Consider the following 21,565-nt stretch of genomic DNA (forward strand, 5'->3'; position numbering starts at 1 on the left):
AGAACCTATGAATATTGAGTTAACGCGCTTCCGTGTGAAAGAAGGGAAAACAGCGAAAGTGGATGAGTGGTTGGAATTTTTGAACGAACACTTGGATGATGTACTGGTCACATTAGAAGGTGAAAAAATGTACGTAGAAACAATATTTAGAGAAACGCTGGAAGGCAAGGAATATTTATACTGGTATTCCATTCAAGGCGAAGGCGGACAATCTGTAGAATCTTCCACTCATTGGGTTGATGAAAAGCACTTGGCATTTTGGAACGAATGCATTGATCCGACATTTCAGCCTGTCGATTTGACCACATCCGTAGTGATGATTCCAACCAACATTAAGGCAAGTATGAAATAAGTCCATTGCACGCGTCCTCATGGAACAAACAGTAGATGCCGCTTGGCTTCAGTGGAACTCGAGCAAAGAAGCGATTCAGTTCTTTGAAAAACTGGGATGCGAAAGAGTGGATTTGATACAGAAAGGCTGGAGTTTGAAGTTGAATTTGTAGCCGGTGTATCGGCAGGACAAATAAAAGAGCTTATAGAGCCAATCCGGCCGGACTCTATAAGCTCTTTCTATTAAAATTTATAGATTTTTAAGCGGTCGGCATGCCTCCAGTAATGCCATACACTTGCCCCGTCACATAGCTCGAATCCGTCGAAGCTAAAAAAACATAAGTAGCCGCAAGTTCTGCTGGTTGGCCAGCGCGGCCGATAGGTGTGGCAGGTGTGCTTTTGCCGAATTCCGGGATGTTTTCTTGCGGTTGGCCGCCTGAGATTTGTAAAGCCGTCCAAATTGGACCTGGTGCGATCGAATTCACGCGAATTCCTTTTTCCGCGAGTTGTTTGGATAGTGCTTTTGTAAAGCCGATAATCGCGAATTTTGTAGCAGCGTAATCCAGCAAAATCGGATTCGGGTCAAACCCTTCGACAGAAGAAGTGGTGATGATCGAAGCCCCTTCCGGAAGATATGGCAATGCAGCTTTCACTGTCCAATATAATGAAAATACGTTGACTTGGAAGGTTTTTTCCATCTGTTCGGTCGGCAAGTCCAAAATGCTTTTGACGGCTTGCTGTTTTCCGGCAACTAGCGCGAGAATGTCCAGTCCTCCAAGTTCTGTGTTTGCCTGTTCCACAAGTTCTTTACAGAAAGCTTCATCGCTTAAATCTCCCGGTATCAGTACCGCTTTTCGCCCTTCAGCTTCAATCAGCTTTTTTACTTCGTCTGCATCTGGCTGTTCTACCGGCAAATAGTTTATCGCGACATCAGCGCCTTCTCTGGCATAAGCGATTGCAGCTGCACGGCCGATACCTGAATCACCGCCCGTTACAAGCGCTTTCCGTCCTGTTAAGCGCCCGGAACCTGCATAACTTGTTTCGCCGCAATCCGGCAGGGGATCCATTTGATTTTGAAGCGCTGGCGGTTCCTGGTATTGCTTCGGAAAATTTTCCGTAGAGTATTGAGTGGTTGGGTTTGTAAGCTTCGACATTTTAACATCTCCTAGAAATGGATTTAATGGTTACTTTCTATGGCTACCACGTAATTACAAAATTAAACATGTATATAAAAGGCGATATAAAAGGCAACAGTACACCCATTTGCGAATAGAATTGAAACTAGGTTTTCGACATGGAGAAGGAATGATTTCGATTTTGAGAATAAATGCTTTGAATGATAAATATGGGGTATAGAGAGTAAAAAGAACGGTTTAAGGAGGTAAAGGTGTGATTTCAAAACTGAAACAGCTAAGTTTAATCGGCTTTTTGTCTCTCTTGCTAGCCGCCTGCAGCTCTCCAAGCAATGATAACGATGATCTGCAAAATGATAACCCTGCTGTTGGGGGAGACGATGATACAGAAGAGCCCGCAGGTGAAGAAGATACAAATGAAGAATTAGAAGAAGATGTAGTGGAAGACCAGGACGAAGATTAACATGCGGAACCATAATAAAAACGCTAATCGAAAAGATTAGCGTTTTTTCAGTATGCCAAGAAGTTGGCTAGCTGTTCATTGCGCTGCAGCCGGACGGTTCGTTTACTATCTGGAGTGCCGGGTATCCTACTAATGTGTCCAACAGATAAAACAATTATTAACTTTAGGAGGATATCATGGAATACATTTATCTAGGAAGTTCAGGCTTGCGTGTCCCCAAATACATACTTGGTACTGTCCCTTTCAGCGGGACGAATGGTTTTGAAGCAGCCGGAAATGTAAAAGAAGAGGAAGCACGCAGAATGGTGGATCTGTCTTTGGAAGCCGGTATCAATATGTTCGATACAGCGAATCTTTATTCTAAGGGTGATGCTGAACGCGTTCTTGGATCAGCTATCCGCGGGCGCCGGGATGAAGTATTGCTTACGTCCAAAACCGGCTTTCCATTGGGAGATAACCCAAATGCCCAAGGCGCTTCCCGAAATAATATCTTAACTTCCATCGACCAATCACTGGAGCGTCTTGGCACAGATTATCTCGACTTGTATTTCGTCCATCTCTGGGATGGGCAAACGCCGATAGAAGAAACCGTGGAAACAATGACGAGCCTGGTCAAGTCCGGAAAAATCCGCCATTGGGGTGTATCCAACTATAGCGGCTGGGCACTTGCAAGAACCTACTCTATAGCCCAGCAACCCGGTTACATTCCGCCAATAACACAGCAGATCTACTACACGCCAGAAGCAAGGGAAGCGGAATATGAACTGTTGCCGGCAGGGAAAGAATTGGGCATCGGGTCAATGATTTGGAGTCCGCTCGGAGAAGGGCTGCTGAACGGCAAAATCGGGCGAAACAAACAAGCTCCAGAAAACACCCGACAAGGCGGCGGATGGCCGGAACCTTGGGTCCAGGACCAGGAACGCCTGTACAACGTGATTGATGCTTTGGAGGAAGTTGCAGCAAATCACGGTGCCAGCGTACCGCAAATCGCTTATTCGTGGGTTAGAGACCGCCCGAACGTCGGCCCGATTGTTATAGCTGCGCGCAACGAAGAGCAGCTGAAGCAAAATATTGCATCATTCGAGATCAAGTTGACCCAGGATGAACACGATAAGATTGAGTCGGTCGCTCGTCCAGTGCCGATTTATCCACTATGGCACCGTGCGATGAGTGCCCTGGAAATGGCAAGCCCATCGGAAATCCCTTATCTCCGAGGCTACAAACAATCAATGGGATTGGATGATTGACATTACAAAAGAATTCCTTGGAGACGGTGGTATAAATCCACACTGGATCCGGGGTTTTTTTCTTTTGCTTTAAAAAGATTCGTAACTAGGAGCGATAGCTTATTGAGTAATAATTTATACTGGATACATGAGGAGAACAATGAGGGCGTTTGCTTCTCCGGCATATAGCTGCATACAAAGATGCCATTACATAAGAACTGGGAGATGGACATGGAAAAAGTGTTTACAAAATCAGACTTAGAAAAATTAGAGGACCGCTTTGAGTATGAGTTCGGACTTCCCTTTAGAACAAATGAAATGCCAGATAAATTGATTGAAATACATAGTGTTCCATACGCTAAAATCCTGAGCGGACTGCTGAACGGAAGTTTTTCGTTGATATTATGTGTTCCGCGCCTGCCCGTGGAAAAAAGTTTGAAAAGGGCTGACGTGCTGGATGAAAACGATTCATTCAAACTGCTCAGAATTTCCGCAAAACATTATACCTCCCATATTGAAGAGTTCCTAAGGGAAATAGAGCATTATATCACTTTTTTCTGGATCCAACATTCCCGGAATGTGAAGTTTAAAATGCCAAAAACCAGCCAGGAACAACTTATACTATCTAATCTATGCGCCAATCAGCTTTATGCTTTATCATTAGAGAATGAAGAATACACAGTAATAGGCTGGGATTGAAGGTTTTTGAATTGAAGGATATGAAGAAGTCTTTTACTGCAAGAAAGACTTCAATCAAGTGCTCGGCGCATATGTAGCATGCGGACAACAAGAAAAAGCAGGGGAGATGCTGCGTTATTTTTTGTCCAGAAAAAGCTGTGGCAGGAAATTTGGAAAGCTTGAAAAGAACTACACATTTTTACTTTAAGTTCACAGAGGACTACCAACGTTGATATATTTTCTGAAGGTATTTTCTAAAAAAACAGCTTTTTTCCTATAAAGCTGCCTTTTTAGAACAGCAGATACGTTATAGAATAGTACAACCCCGCTACTGCATATAAAACTCCGCTGACAATCTGCAATCCAATAAAGAGGCGCAAGACTGTTGTTAAAATCCCCAATAGGGCGTTCAGGGTGTCATTGTTTATTTTTTTCATATTGGCCTCCTTATTGTGAAGTCCTGCTTTCTTTTGGAAGGGAATGCCTACTGAAGCGGAAGGGTGGAGTTGTCCATCAACCATTAACTTGTATGGCATCGACCAAATAATTTTGCGTCTCTTTAGCCAATTTCCGAACCTTCAAATTGCATTTGGCGTCCGGATGAAGGTAGATCATTTTTGCTTCCACAGAAGAATATGTATGTACAACCCGGATGATGAGCAAATCTTCCAAATCGGAATAATTTTGATTGTCATTCCATCCCTTGATTTCTACTTCGTATACAGGAAAACCCGTATTTGTCAGCCCTTGGTCTATGCTTCCTCCCCAATCCACGTAATTCCAGGTAATCAAGAAACCACCTACTTTCTTTCGAATTAATTGCAAGTGAAGATAGAGCCCGTTTTAAGGTTCTTGGGAAACAGGCTTGTTCGGTAAAAAGCTGTTTAATATTTCCTTTTTGGCGCCGAATTCAAATTCCAGCACTTCACCGATACCTTTCCATTCATTTGAATATGTATTAGCAGCGGAGATGCGAAACGTCTCCATTTCACCGGATTCATCCTGGATGAGTGAAAGAGCAGGACTGATCCGATGGCAAGTGGCGGCAATTTGTGTAGTGGCTTTTTTTATTTGTTTCTCATGCTCAGTTGTCGATAATTTGTTCCTCTCTTTGCATGCTGAGAGTTAAAAGCATTCATATAAAAGTGTAGAGTGGTGTTGACAAAATGTCAACATATACTGCGTTGACAAAAAAACAACGTATGGATAAAGTAGTTATAAACAATCACTTTCACTTTAGATTTCAAGATGCAAATTATAGGAAGGAGTCCAAATCATGCCAGAAAAATTAAACAAGCTAGGAATGGCACTCCGGGATGCAATGAATCAACACGATTATTCGATCCGTCAGTTAGCGGAGTTTACAGCGATTGATAAAGCTACCATTTCGCGAATAATCAACGGAAAAAGAAGACCGACACTTCAGCATTTGAAAAAACTTTCTATGACATTAGAAATTCCGTTCCATGATCTGGTGGAAGCTATAGACTATGATATAGCAACAAATGGCAAGGAAAAGAAAAGCGAGAAGAAATCGACGTCCGAAGCTCTTCTGGCAAATGAAGTAGAACTGCTGAAAAAATCAGTTCAGCTGCATGATCCATCTATTACCACTGATAAAATTTCTGCAGAATTGAAAACGTTTGAAGAGTATGCGGAGACGCATGAAGGGAAAACTTTGGCAGAAGACGGATTTGAGGCGAAAGTGAATCATTTTGGCAATGTTGGTCCATATATACAGCAGCTTAAATTCTGGCATCAAAAATTCCTATTGGCCGAAGGGAGCAAGAATGACTTAGCCATTATGGGCGGGGCATTGCTTTATTTTATTTTGCCGCTCGATCTATTGCACGATTATATATTCGCGGTAGGCTATTTGGATGATTGCCTGGCAATTCAACTTGCGGGGAACAAACTTGAAAATAGAATTTAAGGTACACCGAGTTAATTTGTTCAAGCTTTGAGTAAAAGAGGCAGAATCGGTATGGAAAAGAAAGCCGATAAAAAAGAAAAGCCGCTGGAGAAATCTCTCGGCTTTTCTTTTTTTATGGTTATTGCAATTTCAGTTTTTTTCTTTTGGCAATCATCCAGATAATAATCAATGCAATGGGCAGCAGCATGTAATTTGCGTATTTGCCCAACAATTCGCCAGCCATCTCCCATTGCGTGCCAAGGCGATATCCTAAGTAAACATAGATTGCTGTAATAGGCAGCATCGCCATGTATGTATAAACGATAAATTTCCAGATGTTCATCTTGGCCATGCCGCAGGGGATTGACACAGCTGTCCGTACGCCAGGTACAAAGCGGCCCAAAAAGGCAACGCCACCACCGTATCTCTTGAAAAATTGGTCCGATTTGTCAATATGTTCTTCTGTCACCAAAAAGTATCTCCCAAACTTCAATACCATTGGTCTGCCGCCATAACGGCCAAGCGCATATAAAGTCAGCGGACCAAGTACTCCGCCAATCGATCCTGCAAGAATTGCGCCATATAAACTTAAGTCGCCTTCAAATACCCAATAGCCGGCTAGCGGCAGCACCAGTTCTGCAGGGACAAATTCAAAAGTCAATGCCAGCATAATTCCAAAATACGAGAGCCCTTTTAAAGTTTCCATCAATTGAATAATCAGAACTTCCATACTAAGTTACCTCCCATGAATTTACCTTTTCAGAAAATGAAAACTTTCCTGAAATGATAGTTCCTTACAAAGTAGGAAGTATAGCACAAGGTTTGCGGAGGCGCATAGAACAACTTTGTTAAAAAACAATTGGAAGAATTCTGTTAAATACACTGTGATTGGAGGGAATGTGGAACAAAGAGTGCGCTAATTCGTTATAGTAACAGATAGAATTAAGGAGGAAATATGGAAAATATTGATATGCTTTTAATTTTTAAAATGGTCATCATCGGGATTGTCCAAGGTTTTACTGAACCTATTCCGGTATCATCAAGCGGACATGTTATGATAGCGAGCCAGCTGTTAGGGCTGGGGGAACAAGGCTTTACATTTGCCATTTTAACCAATACAGCTTCCCTATTGGCGATTCTCTTTGTTTATCGCAAGGATGTTATCAGACTGGCCGCCAACTCTCTTCAATACATAAAAACCAGGGGTTCTGAATACAAAAGTGATTTCCGTTTCATTTGCTATATCGTCATCGGTTCAATTCCTGCTGGTTTGCTAGGGGTTCTATTGAGTGATTCGATAGGCGAAAGTGTCAGCATGACGACAATTGCAATCATGTTATTTATCACCGGAATTGCGTTATGGCTGATTCGAAACAGGCACGGCTTAAAAACTGAAAAAACCATGACGGGGACAGACGCCTTCCTTATTGGTCTGGGGCAAGCAGTGGCTTTAACGCCGGGTATCAGCCGTTCCGGAGCTACCATCATTTCGGCTATAGCAGTTGGGCTGAATCAGGAAACGGCCCTGCGATTTTCTTTTATGCTCTATATCCCTATTAGTTTAGGTGGAGTGGTTCTGGGGATTTCTGATTTTTTGGATGAACCCAATAAAGCGGAATTGGCAATTCCCTATACAGCAGCATTTACGGCAACGCTTTTCATGTCCTATTTCGCTTTGCGGTGGTTTATGGGCATCATGAAAAAAGGGAAATTAACATATTTTACGTATTATTGCTTTTTGGTAGGAACGCTTTTGCTAATATTTTATTAAAAGTTCCGGGTTTGGTGCATGGAATATTGAATGCTTGTTTTCGCGACAGTTTATTGCAGCTATTTTCATACCTTATTAAGGCAGCAGCCGCTTTAATGTGGCCGCTGCTTTTTTGCATTCGCTTTTTCTAATGATGCCTTAGCCACTAAAAAATACCAGACCGACGTTCTGTGGAGGACGAAAAAGCGGATGAAGCAAAGTTCATCGTTTATAACATCGACATCAAAGTGGATAAAAATCCATCCAGTCAAAATAATGAATGTGGAATTCAGTATTGGTGAGAAATAAGATGCAGCGTATTCTTTATTGCCAACGCAGAAAACGCGATCTTCTTTTGAAAAAAGGCTTATAACCGAACTTTCTCAAGGGCAGTATAAAAAAGCAAGATTCCATTTAAAAAATACTGCCCGCGAATTGGAGCGCGTGTTGTTTGAATATGAATTTGAAAATGGCAGCGCTGAGGCCGTATGCTAAAAGAAATGGCCAAAGAAAATGCCACTAGTGATCCGAAAAAGTGGGATTCCTATTGTCTTCATCCAGTCCAAGCCGTTTTTTCGCCTTCTTCAGATTTATACGATACGTTTAAAAAAGTTATTCCGTTGAATTTAGAGTATTTGGCATCAAAACAGCATGAAGATGGCTATTGGGATCCTCCATGGACTTGGGGGCAATTCGAAGTAGAATGGAAGACCGCAAAGAAAAATTGGCGTGGTTATTAAACGCCGGATAACCTAGTAACACTCCGGGAGTTTGGCTGTATTGAAAGATTTAGCTAGGAGGACCAACTACTTAAAAATAATAATAGAAAACATAGGGAGATATAGATTAAGGGGAGGCAAAGATAAAAAACCATTCAAAGACCGCTTGGCTTTGAATGGTTTTTTATCTGCTTAAAGGAGTTGCTGGACTGTATATAGAATTAAATAAAATGTAAGCGTTTTATGGATGAGATTCCATAAGTTATGGAGCGTGAAAATTCCATCTATGTAAAGGAGTTTGGGTATTTCAAATTTGTATGGTGATTCAGATTATATACATAAATATTTTTCCAATCAAAAGAAGGGGGAGTTGCCTATGAAATTAGAAAAAGACTTAGTTGTAATTGACTTAAAAGCAGGCTCAAAAGAAGAAGTCTTAGAAGCTATGGGAAAACTGCTTATAGGCAAAGGGATTGTGAAAGAAGGGTTTATTGAAAGTATTCTGCAAAGAGAAAAGGATTTTCCAACAGGATTGCCGACAGAGCCTTTTGGAGTAGCAATACCCCATACTGATGGCGAAATGGTAAACGACTCAAAAATTGCATTTGCTTCGCTAAAAACTCCTGTGAAATTTTTGGCGATGGGGAGAAATGACGAACGAATCGACGTAAAAGTGGTATTTATGCTTGCGCTAAAAACTCCGGAGGATCAATTGGAGATGCTGCAAAAATTGGTCGGGCTTTTCCAAGATCCGCAGACGGTAATGGAAATGGCTGAAATTAAAGACGCCGAACAGCTGAATGAACTATTGAGAAATAAGGAATAGAAAGTATCCCGCTTAAAGCAAATCGTAAGGCCAAAAGAACAGGGCTTTCTTGAAAGTATCCGAACACCGTAGCCGCCTAGAAACACAATACGGATTTAGGAGGGGATTTAATGGATTTTCTGCAATGGTTCGTTGACCTTGGCGCCAGTGTCTTGCTGCCGATTTTGATTTTTATCTTTGCGTTAATATTAGGTACAAAACCCGGCAAGGCATTGCGAGCTGCATTAATCGTCGGGATTGGGTTTGTGGGAATCAACTTGGTCATCGGCCTGCTGGTGGAGAGTTTGGGGCCAGCCGCACAGGCAATGGTTGAAAACTTCGGATTCACCCTGAACACCATCGATGTTGGATGGCCTGCCGCCGCGGCAATAGCTTACGGAACATCGCTCGGAAGTTTAGCGATACCGCTTGGAGTTGGGGTGAATGTACTTTTACTGACTTTCGGCTTAACAAAAACATTGAACGTTGATATTTGGAATTTTTGGCACGTAGCTTTAACTGGTTCATTAGTTTATGCCCTTACTTCGGACTTTTGGCTAGGCGTGCTTACCATTATCGTTCACTTGCTTTTGCTTTATTTGATGGCTGATGTCCTGGCAAAATATATCGAGAAATTCTATGGCTTTCAAAACATCACTTTTCCACACGGCACATCGGCGCCCTCAGCATTCGTGGCCTTGCCGATGAACTGGGTATTTGACCGGATCCCCGGTTTCAATAAGCTGGAAGCCGATCCGGAATCTATCCAGAAAAGGCTCGGCATCCTGGGAGATTCGACCATTATCGGTGTTTTAATCGGAATCCTGATCGGTATTTTAGCAGGCTATAACGTTCAGGGCATACTGCAATTGGCTATCCAGACAGCAGCTGTAATGGTGCTGCTTCCGAGAATGGTGGCCTTATTAATGGAAGGGCTCGTTCCGGTGTCGGAAGCAGCTGGCGCTTTTGTTAAAAAGCGCTTTCCGGGAAGAGATCTTTATATCGGCATGGATAGTGCACTGGCAATCGGCCATCCGGCAGTCTTGTCATCCGCGCTTCTGCTGATTCCAATTACGATTTTTTTGGCGGTCTTGCTGCCTGGAAACTCCGTTCTGCCCTTTGCCGATTTGGCATCTATTCCGTTCCTGATTTGCTTGATGGTCCCGATTTTCAGAGGCAATATTGTCAGAACGGTTATTGGAGGCACGATATACATTGGAGTGGGCCTCTATATAGCGACATGGATAGCGCCGCTCTTTACACAGTCTGCGACTGCTGCAAATTTTGAAATGGGTGCCAATACCAGTATTTCTTCGTTAATTGACGGAGCGGTATGGACAACATTCATCTTTGTTTGGATTCCAAAAATTTTAAGCTGGTACGGAATGATTGCGTTAGGTCTTATCATACTTTTAGGATTGATTTACCAAAATAAAATCAAGCCGAAGCGGCAACAACAAAAAGAAGAAAGACTAGAAGGAGAGAAAGCTTAAATGAAAAAATTATTGATCATGTGTGGCACAGGAATTGCAACCTCGACAGTTGTTAAAGGGAAAGTGGAGGAATGGCTAAAGGAAAATAACCTGAGCCATGAAGTTAAGATTTACCAATCGAAAGTCAGTGATGAAATAGGCAGAATTGATGACTATGACGTGATATTGTCCACTACACTCGTGCCCGATAATATAAGAGATAAAGTGATTGACGGTGTTCCGTTATTGACTGGAATTGGCATAGACAACATGTATGAAAAAGTATTGGCAGAGATAAAACGCTGAAGCAAAAACGTCTATGAGGAGGATGCTCTCCTGCGAGTCAATCAACAGCTATGCAAATCTAAAGGGATTTCATAGATTCTGATGTTGCGTTTTCCATGCAACATCAGAATTGGAGGCTTTTTTGTTTTGCAGGCTATGAAGTTGACGTATTTGCAGTAAGGAGCAGGAATGCGAAGAAGTTTTGCGGAATGTATAGTTATACCATTTAATAGGTTTGTTGATAAATTATCGATATTCCAAAAGGAGAATGATGTGATGAAGGCGACTTTAAATTGGGATGGCGGAATGGCTTTTAGTGGAAAGACAGAATCGGGACATCTGGTCTTGCTCGACGCAGGGCCAGAAAGTGGAGGAGAAAATAAGGGGCCGCGTCCTCCGGAAGTTCTTTTGCACGCTGCAGCTGTTTGTACTGGAATGGATATCGTGTATGTCCTTGAAAAGATGCGCTTAAAGATCGATAAATTCTTTATCGAAATCGAAGGTATCCGCGCGACAGAACACCCGAAACGCTTTACCGAAATGTCTATCATCTACCATATTAATGGTAAGTTGCCTGAAGACAAAGTTAAACGTGCGATAAAATTATCAAGTGAAACTTACTGCACAGTTGTTCATTCCATTAATGCTAAAGTTCAATACAAATACTCATTGAATGAAGAACCCGTTAAAAAAATGGAATCCTTGTAAAGCCCAGATCAGGAGAAGCGGTTAAACGAACCCGTTTCATAAAACAGTTTTAAAGAAAGGCCGGTGGTTTAATCACCGGCCTTTCATAGTTCTTATTAGAATTGCACAATGGATTGATAAAGGAAAGTGGCTTTTGAAGGATTACAAAAAAACTACTAGGGTATACGGAAAATACAGCCATATCCATAAAAGACAAACAATTACTTAACCGTATTGTTCGGTTTTTTTTTGAACGGCAAATTTCCAGGTCCACTTATTTTTTTATCCTTTAGGAAGAGGGGATAGTTTGATGGTAAAAGAACAGCTGCTTGCAGAGGAAATTGTGCATTTTATTTCACAGCAATTGATTGAGGAGTTTGGTGCCAGTATTTCATCTGTGGATACGATCATTCAAAAGCCATTTATCATCATCCACCTCCTGGATTTCAGCTTTCCAACTGAAGAAACTTTTTTCAGGCGCAAGGAATTGGAACAGATCATGAGAACAAGAGATTTAATCATGGAAGGATGGAAAGGCGATATACGAAAAAAACTTACAGCCATTGTAGGTGCAGCGGTAGAGGAAGTATATGTGGATTGGAATCTTGAAAACAGAACGGGTATGCTAATTGCCATTATGGAGGAAAAAGATAAAAAGGATAAAAAAGATAGAACCATGTGGCAGGAAAACGAAGAGAAAAGAAAGTTGAAAGAGAAAGTTCTTTATATTAGCCGAAAAACAGAAAAAACCCCTGATGAAATAGAAATCTATCGCCTAAATGACTACATACTCCTGATTGAGCGTTTAGGCATCATGGTTGATATTGAAAAAGAGCTGGTCAAAAATGGGGCAGTCAAAGAATTGCGGGTGGCTAAACGTCCATTAGAACATCGTTTGATGGACTCTCTCAATGAAGAATCTGTGTTGGAAAAGAAAGTGGGAGAATTGTTTGTCGATTGGGATTTTGCAAAAGACAAAGCTTTCATGGTATTGGTACTGGAAAAGTGAGGAACGATTTAATGCCTCAATTATTACACCGCTTTGCATGGGATTTTGCTGAAGATGAGAGTTAAATGGTATTCATTTTTGAGGCTGTATACTAAAAAATGCTAGAAACGATTGGCAATTTTTTCGCCTTCGTCTCTTCCATGCAAAATCTCCCTCTTTGAGACCTCCAATAAGGTTTCCTTTGTCTTGCTTACAGTCATAGTGAAAACTGCCACTCCTTAATGAAGTTGAATTCTAGAGAAAAGCTGCTGAAAAAAGAAAGAGGGTTGAGCAATGCCGGTTATTGTTCATGAAATTTATATTGAGGCCCCGATTGAGGTTTGTTTTGACTTGGCTAGAAATGTAGAGGTCCATACTGAAACCACTTTAAACACAAAAGAAAGAGCTGTCGGGGGTGTGACGACAGGATTGATGGAAAAAGGGGATAGTGTAACCTGGGAGGCCACCCACCTTGGAGTAAAGCAAAAATTAACTGCTAAGATTATAAAAATGGAACGGCCGCATTCGTTTACGGATACGATGGTAACTGGTGCTTTTCATTCGTTTACGCATACGCATGAATTTATAAAAAGCGGTGCCGGTACAATCATGCGAGATAACTTCGACTATAAATCTCCATTAGGCATAGTAGGCAAAGTGGCAGATAAATTATTCTTGGAAAAATACATGACAGCATTTATCACCAATCGAGCAATCGAACTAAAAAAGATGGCAGAAAAGAAGAAATGAAGGTAAAGAGCCAAAAAAAACCACCTTTGTTTGTTAATGCTGTATAGTTCATGCAAGCTGATGCTTACATTTAGGTTTGATGCATCCTCTAAGAAAAAAGGGATTTTAGTTTTAGTCTTCTTATCTTGTTCTGGCACATAAAAAAGAAAAGCCCATCCTGTTAAAAGGATGGGCTTTCAACTGATCGTCGAACTCAATTACTGTAGGAAGGAACTTCAGCTTGTTCAAACTCTTCTTCCTTTGCTTTCTTGGTTAATGGAGCGTACTTGCTGCTATTTCTGAAAAGAAGAGACGGTTCTCACGATGGCTGGCCTGCTTATTGAAAATGCAGCGCATAATAAGGCGCAGAGTGCGATAATGCTGCCAACCCAAGCGATGTTAGAGACTGAACCGGTTTGGTTCAAAACAATGCCGCCGATTCCAGACCCTAGGGAAATACCGATTTGCAAAGCAGAATTATTAAAACTTTGTTGAATATCGGATGATGCAGGGTCAGTTTGGATAAGATAGCTTTGCTGGGGCGGAGCCAAACTCCAGCTTAATGCAGCCCAAACAATCATTACTGGAATGAATACAGCCAATGAGAAAGTTGAAAACGGCAATATGAAAAGGACAATTGCGAAGGCGCTAATGACCATGACGATGCTTTTAGGAGCGCCGATGGCATCAGAAAGTGTGCCGCCGATTGCACCGCCGCTAACGGCTGCGATTCCAAATATTAAATAGCAAATGCTGATCCAATAGGAGTCGAGATGAAGCGCTGTTTCCAGGAACGGTGTGAAATAGGCGTAAATGGTATAATGTCCGGCAAGCATAAACAATGTAGCTAAATGGGCACTTCCGATTTTGGGACTGCCGACCGCTTTCAGCTGCTGCGAAAGGGGAATCGTATTTTCTCCTGGAATTTGCTCTAAAAATAGAGAAATCAGCACCATAGATCCGATGGATAACCCAGCGATTCCCAGGAAAATGATGCGCCATCCGAATGCCTCGGAAATTAATATGCCGAGTGGTACACCTAGAACTAGCGACGAACTAATCCCCATGTAGATCAATCCTAAAGCTTTTGCCCGGTAGGCAGGAGCTGTAATTTTAGCGGCGATAGTCAAAGAAAGTACGACAATCAGTGCTGTGCTGATAGCAGTCAATACTCTTGCACCCATCATAAATGCAAAATTTGGACTGAAATAGGTTAGGACATTCCCTAGGAAAAAAACGAACAAGGAAACAAGATATAACTTCTTTCGCTCAATTTTGCTGGTCAATACCAGCAGTACAGGACCCGAAATTGCATAGACTAGCGCGAATACTGTAATCAGCTGTCCGGCGGACCCCAAGGAGATATTAAATTCTTTTGCTATGGTCGGCAGTATTCCGCCGACGATTAACTCAACGAGACCTACTGCCACTGTAGCTAGGGCAAGGATATAAACTTTCAAATTCATTAACGGTTTCTCTTCCTTTCTTAATAGGGTGGACAAAAAAGACTCGAATGCAGTTGTCAGAAAAAACAAAAAATCCTGATTACAGAAAACGAACAAGTCGTTTTCTGTAATCAGGATTTTTTGGTTCCTGGTAGAGACCCTTAAGCCATATTCTAAAGGTTATACAGATAAAAAATATGTGTTTGGAACTTCATTAATAAATTCTACTATACTTTTTTTATTTTACAAGCTTAATATATCCAACCATTAAAGGAAAAGCAGTTTTTTGTTACCCAGGGCAGTGCGGAAGACAAAGAGAAGGCCAAGAGCAAGTGGTTACGCTGCTTGGCCATTCGTAAGCAATAAGTCCAAATATCAGTTAACCGAAAGCTCGCTTTCGGTGACCCATTTGTGGTTAGTCACTTTTTCCCCTCCATTTGTAGGAGTGAAGTCGAGCATATAAACAGTCGTTTCTTCGGCAGAATCGATTGTCGCTTCTGCCCCTTTCATGCCCTCCATATGATCAGCAGCAAGGGTCGCTTTATCACCGGATTTTAGCGGTGCATCACCAGGGCTTTCTAATTCTTCGTGTATGACCCATTTGTGGTTATTTACAGGATTTCCGCCGCCAACAGGGGTATAAGTGACAGAATAGACAGTTGTATCATAAGCTCCAACGATAGTCGCTTCGGCACCGTCCATGCCGTCCATATGGTTTGCATTGATTGTCGCTTGCTCACCGGCTTTAAAAGCAGGAGCTTTGGCTTCAGCCAAACCTTCCGGTACTTCCCCTGATCCAGAGTGGTCCATATGTGTATGAGCTGATTCCTGTTTCTCTTCTGGCCCGGCATCCATATGTTGTTCGCTTGTTTCGCTTTGTGTGTTGCAAGCGCTTAATGTGAGAGCCGTGAGAAGCGACATAAAACTCACTGCCCATTTGTTTTTTAACATCTGAATCCCTCTTTCTAAGTTTATATGATTGGATTTTACCCCAAAAAATTGCATAAAGTGTGCAGGAAAGGAGGGATTTGGCCTTCTCCCGCCTAGTCCTTTATGGCAATAATGTGACTTGGCGACAAGTAAGCTTAGGGTGCGAAAGTATTCTGCACAGAAAATCTAAATATTCCTGATATAATCTCGAGTATCAATAAAATGATATAAAATCCAATGGAGGTTTATGCGATGAGGAAAAAAAGAAGGCTTGCAGGAATACTCCTTGCTATGTTTGTACTGACAGGCTGCAATAGCGATAATAGTTTATCGTCTCCAGGTAGCCAAACGGCTTCAGAAAGTTTTGAAGTTGCCTTTGATGGAGAGCTGAGCCATGTCCACGGGATGGGCTATGCAGGAAACAACGGCGGATTATATTTTGCATCTCACAGCGGACTGAAGATATACCGTGATGGCAAGTGGCTTGAAACGGCGGATAATTTCCATGATTACATGGGATTCAATGCAGTAGACAAAGGGTTTTATACTTCCGGCCATCCGAGTGCAAATTCAGATTTGCCTAATCCGCTTGGAATTCAGCGCAGTTTAGATGGCGGTAAAACACTTGAAGAAATTTCCTTTGAAGGAGAAACGGATTTCCATGCCATGGCAGTCGGGTACAACAGCCATGATATTCTTTTGATCAATCCGGCAAAGAATTCCTTGCTTGAAAAAGGGATTTATAAGAGCGGCAATGGAGGAGAAACGTGGGAACCTGTCAAAGCTGCCGGTTTAACTGGAGAAGTGACAGGGCTTGCCCTTCATCCGGAAGATTCAGCATATGTAGCTGCAGCAACTTCTACAGGCATTTATTTTTCAAGCGATGCGGGTGCCAACTTCCGGCCTATCACAAAGGATAAAGAGATAGGAACGGCCGTCGCATTTACAAAAGACCACTTGTATTTCGGCAGCTTTGGAACAACTGCCTCTTTAATAAAGTATACTATTGAAAACGAAGAAATGGAGAAATTGAAAATTCCTGAATTGAAAGAAGATGGCATTGCATTTATCGCACAGAATCCGGAGGATGATATGGAACTAGCCATCTATACAATCCAAGGAGATACCTATTTATCTGACGACCGGGCAAAATCCTGGAAAACCTTGCGATAAGGTTTGATATTTTCAAGCAACAGGATTAGACAACGATAGTTGGTTTTTTCTCACCTATAAATCTTAAAGAGGTATATTATGTTCAATAAATTAGCTTTAAAAATCGGTTTGTTGTTTTTTGTGTTTATTGTCATACTTGAATCCGTGCTGTTTTTGACCTTCTACATTACGTTCGTCAATGAACGAGTGGACGGAGTTATGGAAAATCTGCTTGCTAGAGGAAATACGCACAGTGAAGTGCTGGAAGATAGCTTTGATCCGGAAACGTTGAACCATGTGGCAATGATGGAGTCAGCTTCCGATTTTATCGTTATTATTACAGATCAATTCGGAAGCCAGCTGACTCATTCGGATTCGGTTGAACCGGAGATGCTCGAAGTGTTGGAACACACCGATTTTCACACGGATTCACAGGAAGGAAGAGTGGTAGAAGAGAGGTGGAACGCAAAAGAATTTATCGCGACGGACAGTCCCGTCACCATAGACGGTGAACACCGGGGGCATGTTTTTATGTTTGCAATGACCGCTCCTATTAAAGAACGGATCAGCCATTTGAGAAATCAATTTTTAGTAGTTGGCCTCATTGCACTAGGATTGACCATTATTACAATCTTCCTGTTGTCGCGATTGATAACGCTGCCGTTGATCCGTATGAAAGAAGCGACGGAACAAATCAGCAAAGGAAACAACCAAGTGAAGCTCCATGTCGGGCGTAGAGATGAACTTGGCGAATTGGCAAATTCCATCACTGCTTTATCCGATGATTTGGACCATATGAAAAATGCACGGAATGAATTTCTCGCAAGCATTTCACATGAATTGCGTACTCCTTTAACCTATATTAAAGGTTATGCTGATATTGCCAGCCGCCCGGATATCTCTGAGGCGGAAAAAAGAGAATACATTACGATTATCCGTGAAGAAACGGCACATCTGACGGACCTTGTGCAACATCTTTTTGAGTTGGCCCAACTGGATCACAACCAATTTTCCATTCGGAAAAAGGCGGTTTCCCTCGATGACCTGTTCCGGTCAGTCATCAATTTGGTTCGGCCGGTATTTGACGAAAAGCAAATTTCCTTAGCTGTTCATTGTGATACTGACATCACCGCGTTCATCGACCGGGAACGGTTTCAACAAGTATTGCTGAATATACTGGATAATGCGCGGAAATATTCCAAGGAAGGCACAAAGGTGATTCTTCAAGGAAAGCAAGATAAAGCTCATATAACAATAAGCGTTCATGATGAGGGAGAAGGCATTCAGGAAGCGGATATTCCGTTTGTTTTTGACCGGTTATACCGAGTGGACAAATCGAGGTCGAGGCAGCTAGGCGGCAGCGGATTGGGACTGGCTATCGCAAAAGAGATAGTTGAATTGCACGGCGGCCATATAAATATCCAGAGCGGACATGGTGAAGGGACTACTGTGGACATTCTGCTGGAAAGGGGGGATTTGCATGCGGAAGGTGTTATTGGTTGATGATGAACCAAGAATGCTAGACCTTGTGGCTTTGTACTTGAAGCCTCATCAATACAATTGCCAAAAAGCATTAGGGCCATTTGAAGCGCTCGCTTGTTTGGAAAAAGAGCAATTTGATCTTGTCTTGCTGGATGTCATGATGCCGGAAATGGATGGCTGGGAGCTTTGCGAAGAAATTAGAAAGTTTTCGGACGTACCGATCATCATGCTGACAGCACGCCAACAGCAGGAGGATATCATCAAAGGGTTAAAGATAGGTGCGGACGATTACATCACAAAACCTTTTCATGAAGGAGAGCTGCTGGCGCGGATGGAAGCACTGCTGCGCAGAAGATCCCCTAAAAATAAAATCGAAGTGGAAGGTTTGGTGTGGGATGCGGACCGGTTTGAACTCACTTACTATGAACATTCCATTAAGTTGACTCCAAAAGAATTTCTGATGGTCGGCCATCTTTTGAACAATCCCAACAAAGTCTATACAAGAGAGCAATTGATTGAAGTGATCTGGGGATATGATTCTGAGACTGAAGGCCGGACCATCGACTCCCATGTACGCAACGTCCGGGAAAAAATCAGGCAAGCCGGTTTTCCGGTTGATGATCATTTTTTGACCGTTTGGGGAATGGGATACAAGTGGATAAATGAAGCGGAATAACGTAAAAAGGCTGGGCGGAAAAAATTCCGCCCAGCCTTTTTAGATGGAATTATGCAATGTTCCGGCAAGCTTCCGCGCATTTGAAGCAAGCTTCTGCACAGCGTCTGCAATGTTCATGGTGTTCAGCATGTTTCTCACACTCTTTTCCACATGCTTCACAAACTTTCGCGCAAACTGCGGCAAGTTCGGCCACAAAAGGTGAACTGCGGGTAATCGCCTGTTCTACAAAGGCGCAGATATCTGCACACTCCCGGTCTAATCGAATGCACTCTGCCATCATCTTCACATCATCTTCCTGTAAACAAGCGTAAAAACAGTGATTGCAAGTTGCTGCACAATCGTGCAAAATCTGAGTCAGTTCTTGGTGCTGTTCATGTGCCATTCGCAAAACCTCCATTTCATATTTTAATTACACAATTGAAAATTCCCTTTCATCATCGCATTAAACAGAATATTGGAAACTCCATAAAAAATGCACAAAATCCGGGATAAGAGAAGCAGAAAAAATTATAAGTATGTAAGGCTTTCCGTATATCTTAAAAAATCAACAAAAGTAACCTATTAGAATAAGACAAAAGTTATATAAAGGATATACAGATATTTGATGATTCTTTTTGTCTATGATATTCTCACATTATCGATAGAAAATACTGTATTTTAGTTTTCTTAGACAAGAATGCAAAAAGTTAGGATCATTTCCTTCCTTCATCATTTAATGGCCTATTGCCAACAAGCATCGGGGATTGAACTGGCGGGGACGACAATGATAGTGGACGTGTGAGCAGGCCATGTTGGACAAACTACCAAAAGGAGCAGAACCATATGACATTGACGCTTGAGGCTGGTGATTTACTTCAATACATACCCGGAATCATGTGGGTGGTCGACCGGGAAATGAAGTGCATAGCAATTGTAGGCGAGAAATTTGAAGAATGGAAAGTGGATAGAAATGATATTATCGGGAAAATGGTCGCTGAAATTAATCATGAAGAGCCTAGCGGACTTAATAATATGAATCATCAAAAAGCGCTTTCGGATAGAGAGGTAAGCTACCAAGTGACCATCGGTGATGAGTTTTTGGAATGCAAACTCCGCTATCTGCCGGAAAAAGAACTTATTGTCGGTGTAGCGATCGATGTGTCGAAATCTTTATTCTTGGAAGAAAAGCTTGAATCCCAAAAGCGGGAAATACTCGAATATTCCACCCCTATTGTGCCAGTCCTCGATCACGCGGTTGTATTGCCAATTGTTAAAAAGCTGACTTTGGAGAAAGTCCGCTATATACAAAAGCAGGTTGTTCAAGGTATTTATGAACTTAAAGGGATAGAATATGTCATCATTGATCTGTCAGGTGTCCAACGAATCGATCAATCAAGCCACGAAGCATTCCAACAATTGCATACTACTTTAAATTTGCTGGGCTACCAGGCAATTGTTACAGGAATCCAAAAAAGCACCGCAATGGAAATTGTGCGCAACGGTTCACAAATAAATGCGGATATTGTTTATCCGAATTTGAAAGAGGCAGTAAAGTCTCTTTTGGTATGACCTTTCATATGAGTTGATACATAAAGCGAAAAAGGAAGGGGATTTGCTTGCCATGGCATTCTCTTCTTTTTCTTTTCAAGCGAGTTCCAATTTTCATTGCATCCGGCAAAAAACCTATAATTAAAGAGGGTCCCGACATAGCCTGCAGGAAATACTTGAAGACGCCATTAGGAGGAAACAGAAGTGATTGAAAAATGATCGCATTTATGTACATATTTTGTTTAGTCGTATGGGGGCTGAATTTTATAGCAGTCAAAATTCAAGGAACACCAATTAATCTTGAAGTATCATTGGCGTATCGCTTGATTGGGGCCGCCTTTTTATTTGTTCTGCTGGCGGGCTTGAAGCGGCCAAAAGGCTGGCCTTCCCGAAAAGATTTCTTGCCTATCATCATTTTCGGGATATGCAACTTTGCTTTAAGCTACCTGTTTCTTTACTATGGAACCATTTGGAGTGCAGCAGCTATGGTGACGTTGATCTTTTCGCTTAAATCTGTCTTGACTCCGATAGCGCTGCGGATTTTTCTGAAAGAACGCTTGAATCCGCAAGTGATTTTCGGTGGAACGGTGAGCCTTATCGGCGTTTGCATCGTAGTGTATCCATTACTGAGCGCCGGATTCGAAATCATATACATAAAAGGAATAGGCATTGCGCTGCTTGGCACCATCCTTACGGCAATTGGTGATGCAAGTTCTGCCAGAAACGCAAAAAAAGGCATCCATCCCGTCTATTCCAATAGCATCGGCGGATGTGTCGCAGCCATTCTGCTGGTCTGCATATGCGCTTTTCAAGGGCAAAGCTTTTATCTGCCGACATCCATTTCCTATCTTGGTGCACTTGCATATTTAACGGTAGTCGCCTCTTTTGGAGCCTGGATGTTTTACCTGAAACTTGTCGAAAAAATCGGCGCCGCCACCAGCGGTTATATGGTTGCACTGTTTCCCGCAATCGGCGGTGTGGCGTCAGTGGCAATCGGCGATTCAGAGCCAACCTTTTATCTGTTGTTCGGCTGCTTGTTTGGCTGTGTGGGAGCCGCTATTGCCCTTGGTTTTTTGCGAACGGTCCAGCGTAAGGGAAAAGAGGTCGAACAGCAATAAAAGCTAGCCATAACGGAAGTTCAAAGAGAAAGTGCTCTAATCAGAGCAATTTCTCTTT

Annotated in this window: 27 protein-coding genes and 1 riboswitch; of the genes, 19 read left to right on the forward strand and 8 right to left on the reverse strand. The window is 42.2% G+C overall.

All coding sequences use genetic code 11. From position 1 onward, the window contains the following. Positions 1-7 precede the first annotated feature (7 nt). Positions 8-352, forward strand: coding sequence for a DUF6176 family protein (locus tag FQV28_RS06315; RefSeq protein ID WP_146494718.1), 345 nt, complete (start codon positions 8-10; stop codon positions 350-352). A gap of 19 nt (positions 353-371) precedes the next feature. Next, complete coding sequence (locus FQV28_RS19445; RefSeq protein ID WP_255472824.1) at positions 372-503, forward strand: hypothetical protein; 132 nt, start codon at positions 372-374, stop codon at positions 501-503. Between the two features lie 87 nt (positions 504-590). Here the strand turns inward: FQV28_RS19445 and FQV28_RS06320 are convergent, their stop codons facing one another. Continuing rightward, on the reverse strand, positions 591-1,484 hold the full coding sequence (locus tag FQV28_RS06320) for an SDR family oxidoreductase (protein ID WP_146494719.1): 894 nt from the start codon (positions 1,482-1,484) through the stop codon (positions 591-593). A 235-nt stretch (positions 1,485-1,719) separates the two neighbouring features. Here FQV28_RS06320 and FQV28_RS06325 point away from each other — a divergent pair, with 235 nt between their 5' ends. The 3 genes from FQV28_RS06325 to FQV28_RS06335 all read left to right on the forward strand — a co-directional run bounded on the left by FQV28_RS06325 (position 1,720) and on the right by FQV28_RS06335 (position 3,851). After that, positions 1,720-1,926, forward strand: a complete 207-nt coding sequence (locus tag FQV28_RS06325) for a hypothetical protein (protein WP_146494720.1) — start codon at positions 1,720-1,722, stop codon at positions 1,924-1,926. A 176-nt stretch (positions 1,927-2,102) separates the two neighbouring features. Continuing rightward, on the forward strand, positions 2,103-3,173 hold the full coding sequence (locus FQV28_RS06330; RefSeq protein ID WP_146494721.1) for an aldo/keto reductase: 1,071 nt from the start codon (positions 2,103-2,105) through the stop codon (positions 3,171-3,173). 210 nt (positions 3,174-3,383) lie between these two features. Then, positions 3,384-3,851 carry a hypothetical protein gene (locus FQV28_RS06335; RefSeq protein ID WP_146494722.1) on the forward strand — a complete coding sequence of 156 codons (468 nt, stop codon included), beginning with the start codon at positions 3,384-3,386 and terminating at the stop codon, positions 3,849-3,851. 269 nt (positions 3,852-4,120) lie between these two features. Here FQV28_RS06335 and FQV28_RS19140 read toward each other — a convergent pair whose 3' ends face one another. From FQV28_RS19140 to FQV28_RS19145, 3 genes are all read right to left on the reverse strand, one after another. Next, positions 4,121-4,267, reverse strand: coding sequence for a hypothetical protein (locus FQV28_RS19140; protein ID WP_186763789.1), 147 nt, complete (start codon positions 4,265-4,267; stop codon positions 4,121-4,123). 76 nt (positions 4,268-4,343) lie between these two features. Further along, positions 4,344-4,622 carry a hypothetical protein gene (locus FQV28_RS06340; protein ID WP_146494723.1) on the reverse strand — a complete coding sequence of 93 codons (279 nt, stop codon included), beginning with the start codon at positions 4,620-4,622 and terminating at the stop codon, positions 4,344-4,346. A 51-nt stretch (positions 4,623-4,673) separates the two neighbouring features. Next, on the reverse strand, positions 4,674-4,817 hold the full coding sequence (locus FQV28_RS19145) for a hypothetical protein (protein ID WP_186763790.1): 144 nt from the start codon (positions 4,815-4,817) through the stop codon (positions 4,674-4,676). Between the two features lie 289 nt (positions 4,818-5,106). Here FQV28_RS19145 and FQV28_RS06345 point away from each other — a divergent pair, with 289 nt between their 5' ends. Beyond that, positions 5,107-5,763, forward strand: coding sequence for a helix-turn-helix domain-containing protein (locus FQV28_RS06345; protein ID WP_146494724.1), 657 nt, complete (start codon positions 5,107-5,109; stop codon positions 5,761-5,763). Positions 5,764-5,881: 118 nt separating this feature from the next. Here the strand turns inward: FQV28_RS06345 and FQV28_RS06350 are convergent, their stop codons facing one another. Next, complete coding sequence (locus tag FQV28_RS06350; protein ID WP_146494725.1) at positions 5,882-6,472, reverse strand: DedA family protein; 591 nt, start codon at positions 6,470-6,472, stop codon at positions 5,882-5,884. Between the two features lie 225 nt (positions 6,473-6,697). On the opposite strand from FQV28_RS06350, the gene FQV28_RS06355 reads away from it, so the two are divergent. From FQV28_RS06355 to FQV28_RS06390, 8 genes are all read left to right on the forward strand, one after another. After that, the gene (locus FQV28_RS06355; protein ID WP_146494726.1) at positions 6,698-7,513 is read left to right on the forward strand and encodes an undecaprenyl-diphosphate phosphatase; all 816 of its coding nucleotides are present in this window, start codon (positions 6,698-6,700) and stop codon (positions 7,511-7,513) included. Positions 7,514-7,980: 467 nt separating this feature from the next. Further along, on the forward strand, positions 7,981-8,232 hold the full coding sequence (locus FQV28_RS06360; protein ID WP_146494727.1) for a hypothetical protein: 252 nt from the start codon (positions 7,981-7,983) through the stop codon (positions 8,230-8,232). 277 nt (positions 8,233-8,509) lie between these two features. Beyond that, positions 8,510-9,037: a PTS sugar transporter subunit IIA gene (locus FQV28_RS06365; protein ID WP_146494728.1), complete on the forward strand. Its 528-nt coding sequence runs from the start codon at positions 8,510-8,512 to the stop codon at positions 9,035-9,037. Positions 9,038-9,147: 110 nt separating this feature from the next. Beyond that, the gene (locus tag FQV28_RS06370; RefSeq protein ID WP_146494729.1) at positions 9,148-10,509 is read left to right on the forward strand and encodes a PTS galactitol transporter subunit IIC; all 1,362 of its coding nucleotides are present in this window, start codon (positions 9,148-9,150) and stop codon (positions 10,507-10,509) included. Further along, the gene (locus FQV28_RS06375; RefSeq protein ID WP_146494730.1) at positions 10,510-10,794 is read left to right on the forward strand and encodes a PTS sugar transporter subunit IIB; all 285 of its coding nucleotides are present in this window, start codon (positions 10,510-10,512) and stop codon (positions 10,792-10,794) included. A 255-nt stretch (positions 10,795-11,049) separates the two neighbouring features. Beyond that, on the forward strand, positions 11,050-11,481 hold the full coding sequence (locus tag FQV28_RS06380) for an OsmC family protein (RefSeq protein ID WP_146494731.1): 432 nt from the start codon (positions 11,050-11,052) through the stop codon (positions 11,479-11,481). Between the two features lie 289 nt (positions 11,482-11,770). Beyond that, complete coding sequence (locus tag FQV28_RS06385; RefSeq protein ID WP_146494732.1) at positions 11,771-12,469, forward strand: Na-translocating system protein MpsC family protein; 699 nt, start codon at positions 11,771-11,773, stop codon at positions 12,467-12,469. A gap of 273 nt (positions 12,470-12,742) precedes the next feature. Continuing rightward, positions 12,743-13,198 (forward strand): SRPBCC family protein, encoded by a 456-nt coding sequence (locus FQV28_RS06390; protein ID WP_146494733.1) that lies wholly within the window; start codon positions 12,743-12,745, stop codon positions 13,196-13,198. Positions 13,199-13,470: 272 nt separating this feature from the next. Here FQV28_RS06390 and FQV28_RS06395 read toward each other — a convergent pair whose 3' ends face one another. Both FQV28_RS06395 and FQV28_RS06400 read right to left on the reverse strand, forming a co-directional pair. Continuing rightward, positions 13,471-14,643, reverse strand: a complete 1,173-nt coding sequence (locus FQV28_RS06395) for an MFS transporter (protein ID WP_146494734.1) — start codon at positions 14,641-14,643, stop codon at positions 13,471-13,473. Between the two features lie 87 nt (positions 14,644-14,730). Continuing rightward, positions 14,731-14,830, reverse strand: a riboswitch (purine riboswitch). A gap of 167 nt (positions 14,831-14,997) precedes the next feature. After that, positions 14,998-15,573 carry a YdhK family protein gene (locus FQV28_RS06400; RefSeq protein ID WP_146494735.1) on the reverse strand — a complete coding sequence of 192 codons (576 nt, stop codon included), beginning with the start codon at positions 15,571-15,573 and terminating at the stop codon, positions 14,998-15,000. A gap of 231 nt (positions 15,574-15,804) precedes the next feature. On the opposite strand from FQV28_RS06400, the gene FQV28_RS06405 reads away from it, so the two are divergent. The 3 genes from FQV28_RS06405 (at position 15,805) to FQV28_RS06415 (ending at position 18,862) form a co-directional block, all read left to right on the forward strand. Next, entirely contained in the window at positions 15,805-16,725 is a 921-nt protein-coding gene (locus tag FQV28_RS06405) for a F510_1955 family glycosylhydrolase (RefSeq protein ID WP_146494736.1), read from the forward strand. Between the two features lie 78 nt (positions 16,726-16,803). Further along, positions 16,804-18,207 (forward strand): sensor histidine kinase, encoded by a 1,404-nt coding sequence (locus FQV28_RS06410; RefSeq protein WP_146494737.1) that lies wholly within the window; start codon positions 16,804-16,806, stop codon positions 18,205-18,207. Then, complete coding sequence (locus FQV28_RS06415) at positions 18,185-18,862, forward strand: response regulator transcription factor (protein ID WP_146494738.1); 678 nt, start codon at positions 18,185-18,187, stop codon at positions 18,860-18,862. The genes FQV28_RS06410 and FQV28_RS06415 overlap by 23 nt, the downstream gene beginning before the upstream one ends. 49 nt (positions 18,863-18,911) lie before the next feature. Here the strand turns inward: FQV28_RS06415 and FQV28_RS06420 are convergent, their stop codons facing one another. Beyond that, the gene (locus tag FQV28_RS06420) at positions 18,912-19,244 is read right to left on the reverse strand and encodes a four-helix bundle copper-binding protein (RefSeq protein ID WP_146494739.1); all 333 of its coding nucleotides are present in this window, start codon (positions 19,242-19,244) and stop codon (positions 18,912-18,914) included. Between the two features lie 440 nt (positions 19,245-19,684). Between FQV28_RS06420 and FQV28_RS06425 the strand changes: the two genes are divergently transcribed. Next, on the forward strand, positions 19,685-20,410 hold the full coding sequence (locus FQV28_RS06425) for an STAS domain-containing protein (RefSeq protein WP_146494741.1): 726 nt from the start codon (positions 19,685-19,687) through the stop codon (positions 20,408-20,410). A gap of 194 nt (positions 20,411-20,604) precedes the next feature. Then, positions 20,605-21,507: a DMT family transporter gene (locus FQV28_RS06430; protein ID WP_146494742.1), complete on the forward strand. Its 903-nt coding sequence runs from the start codon at positions 20,605-20,607 to the stop codon at positions 21,505-21,507. Positions 21,508-21,565: the final 58 nt, after the last annotated feature.

It is taken from the genome of Planomicrobium sp. CPCC 101079 (assembly GCF_007859275.1).
Classification (GTDB): Bacteria; Bacillota; Bacilli; order Bacillales_A; family Planococcaceae; genus Planococcus.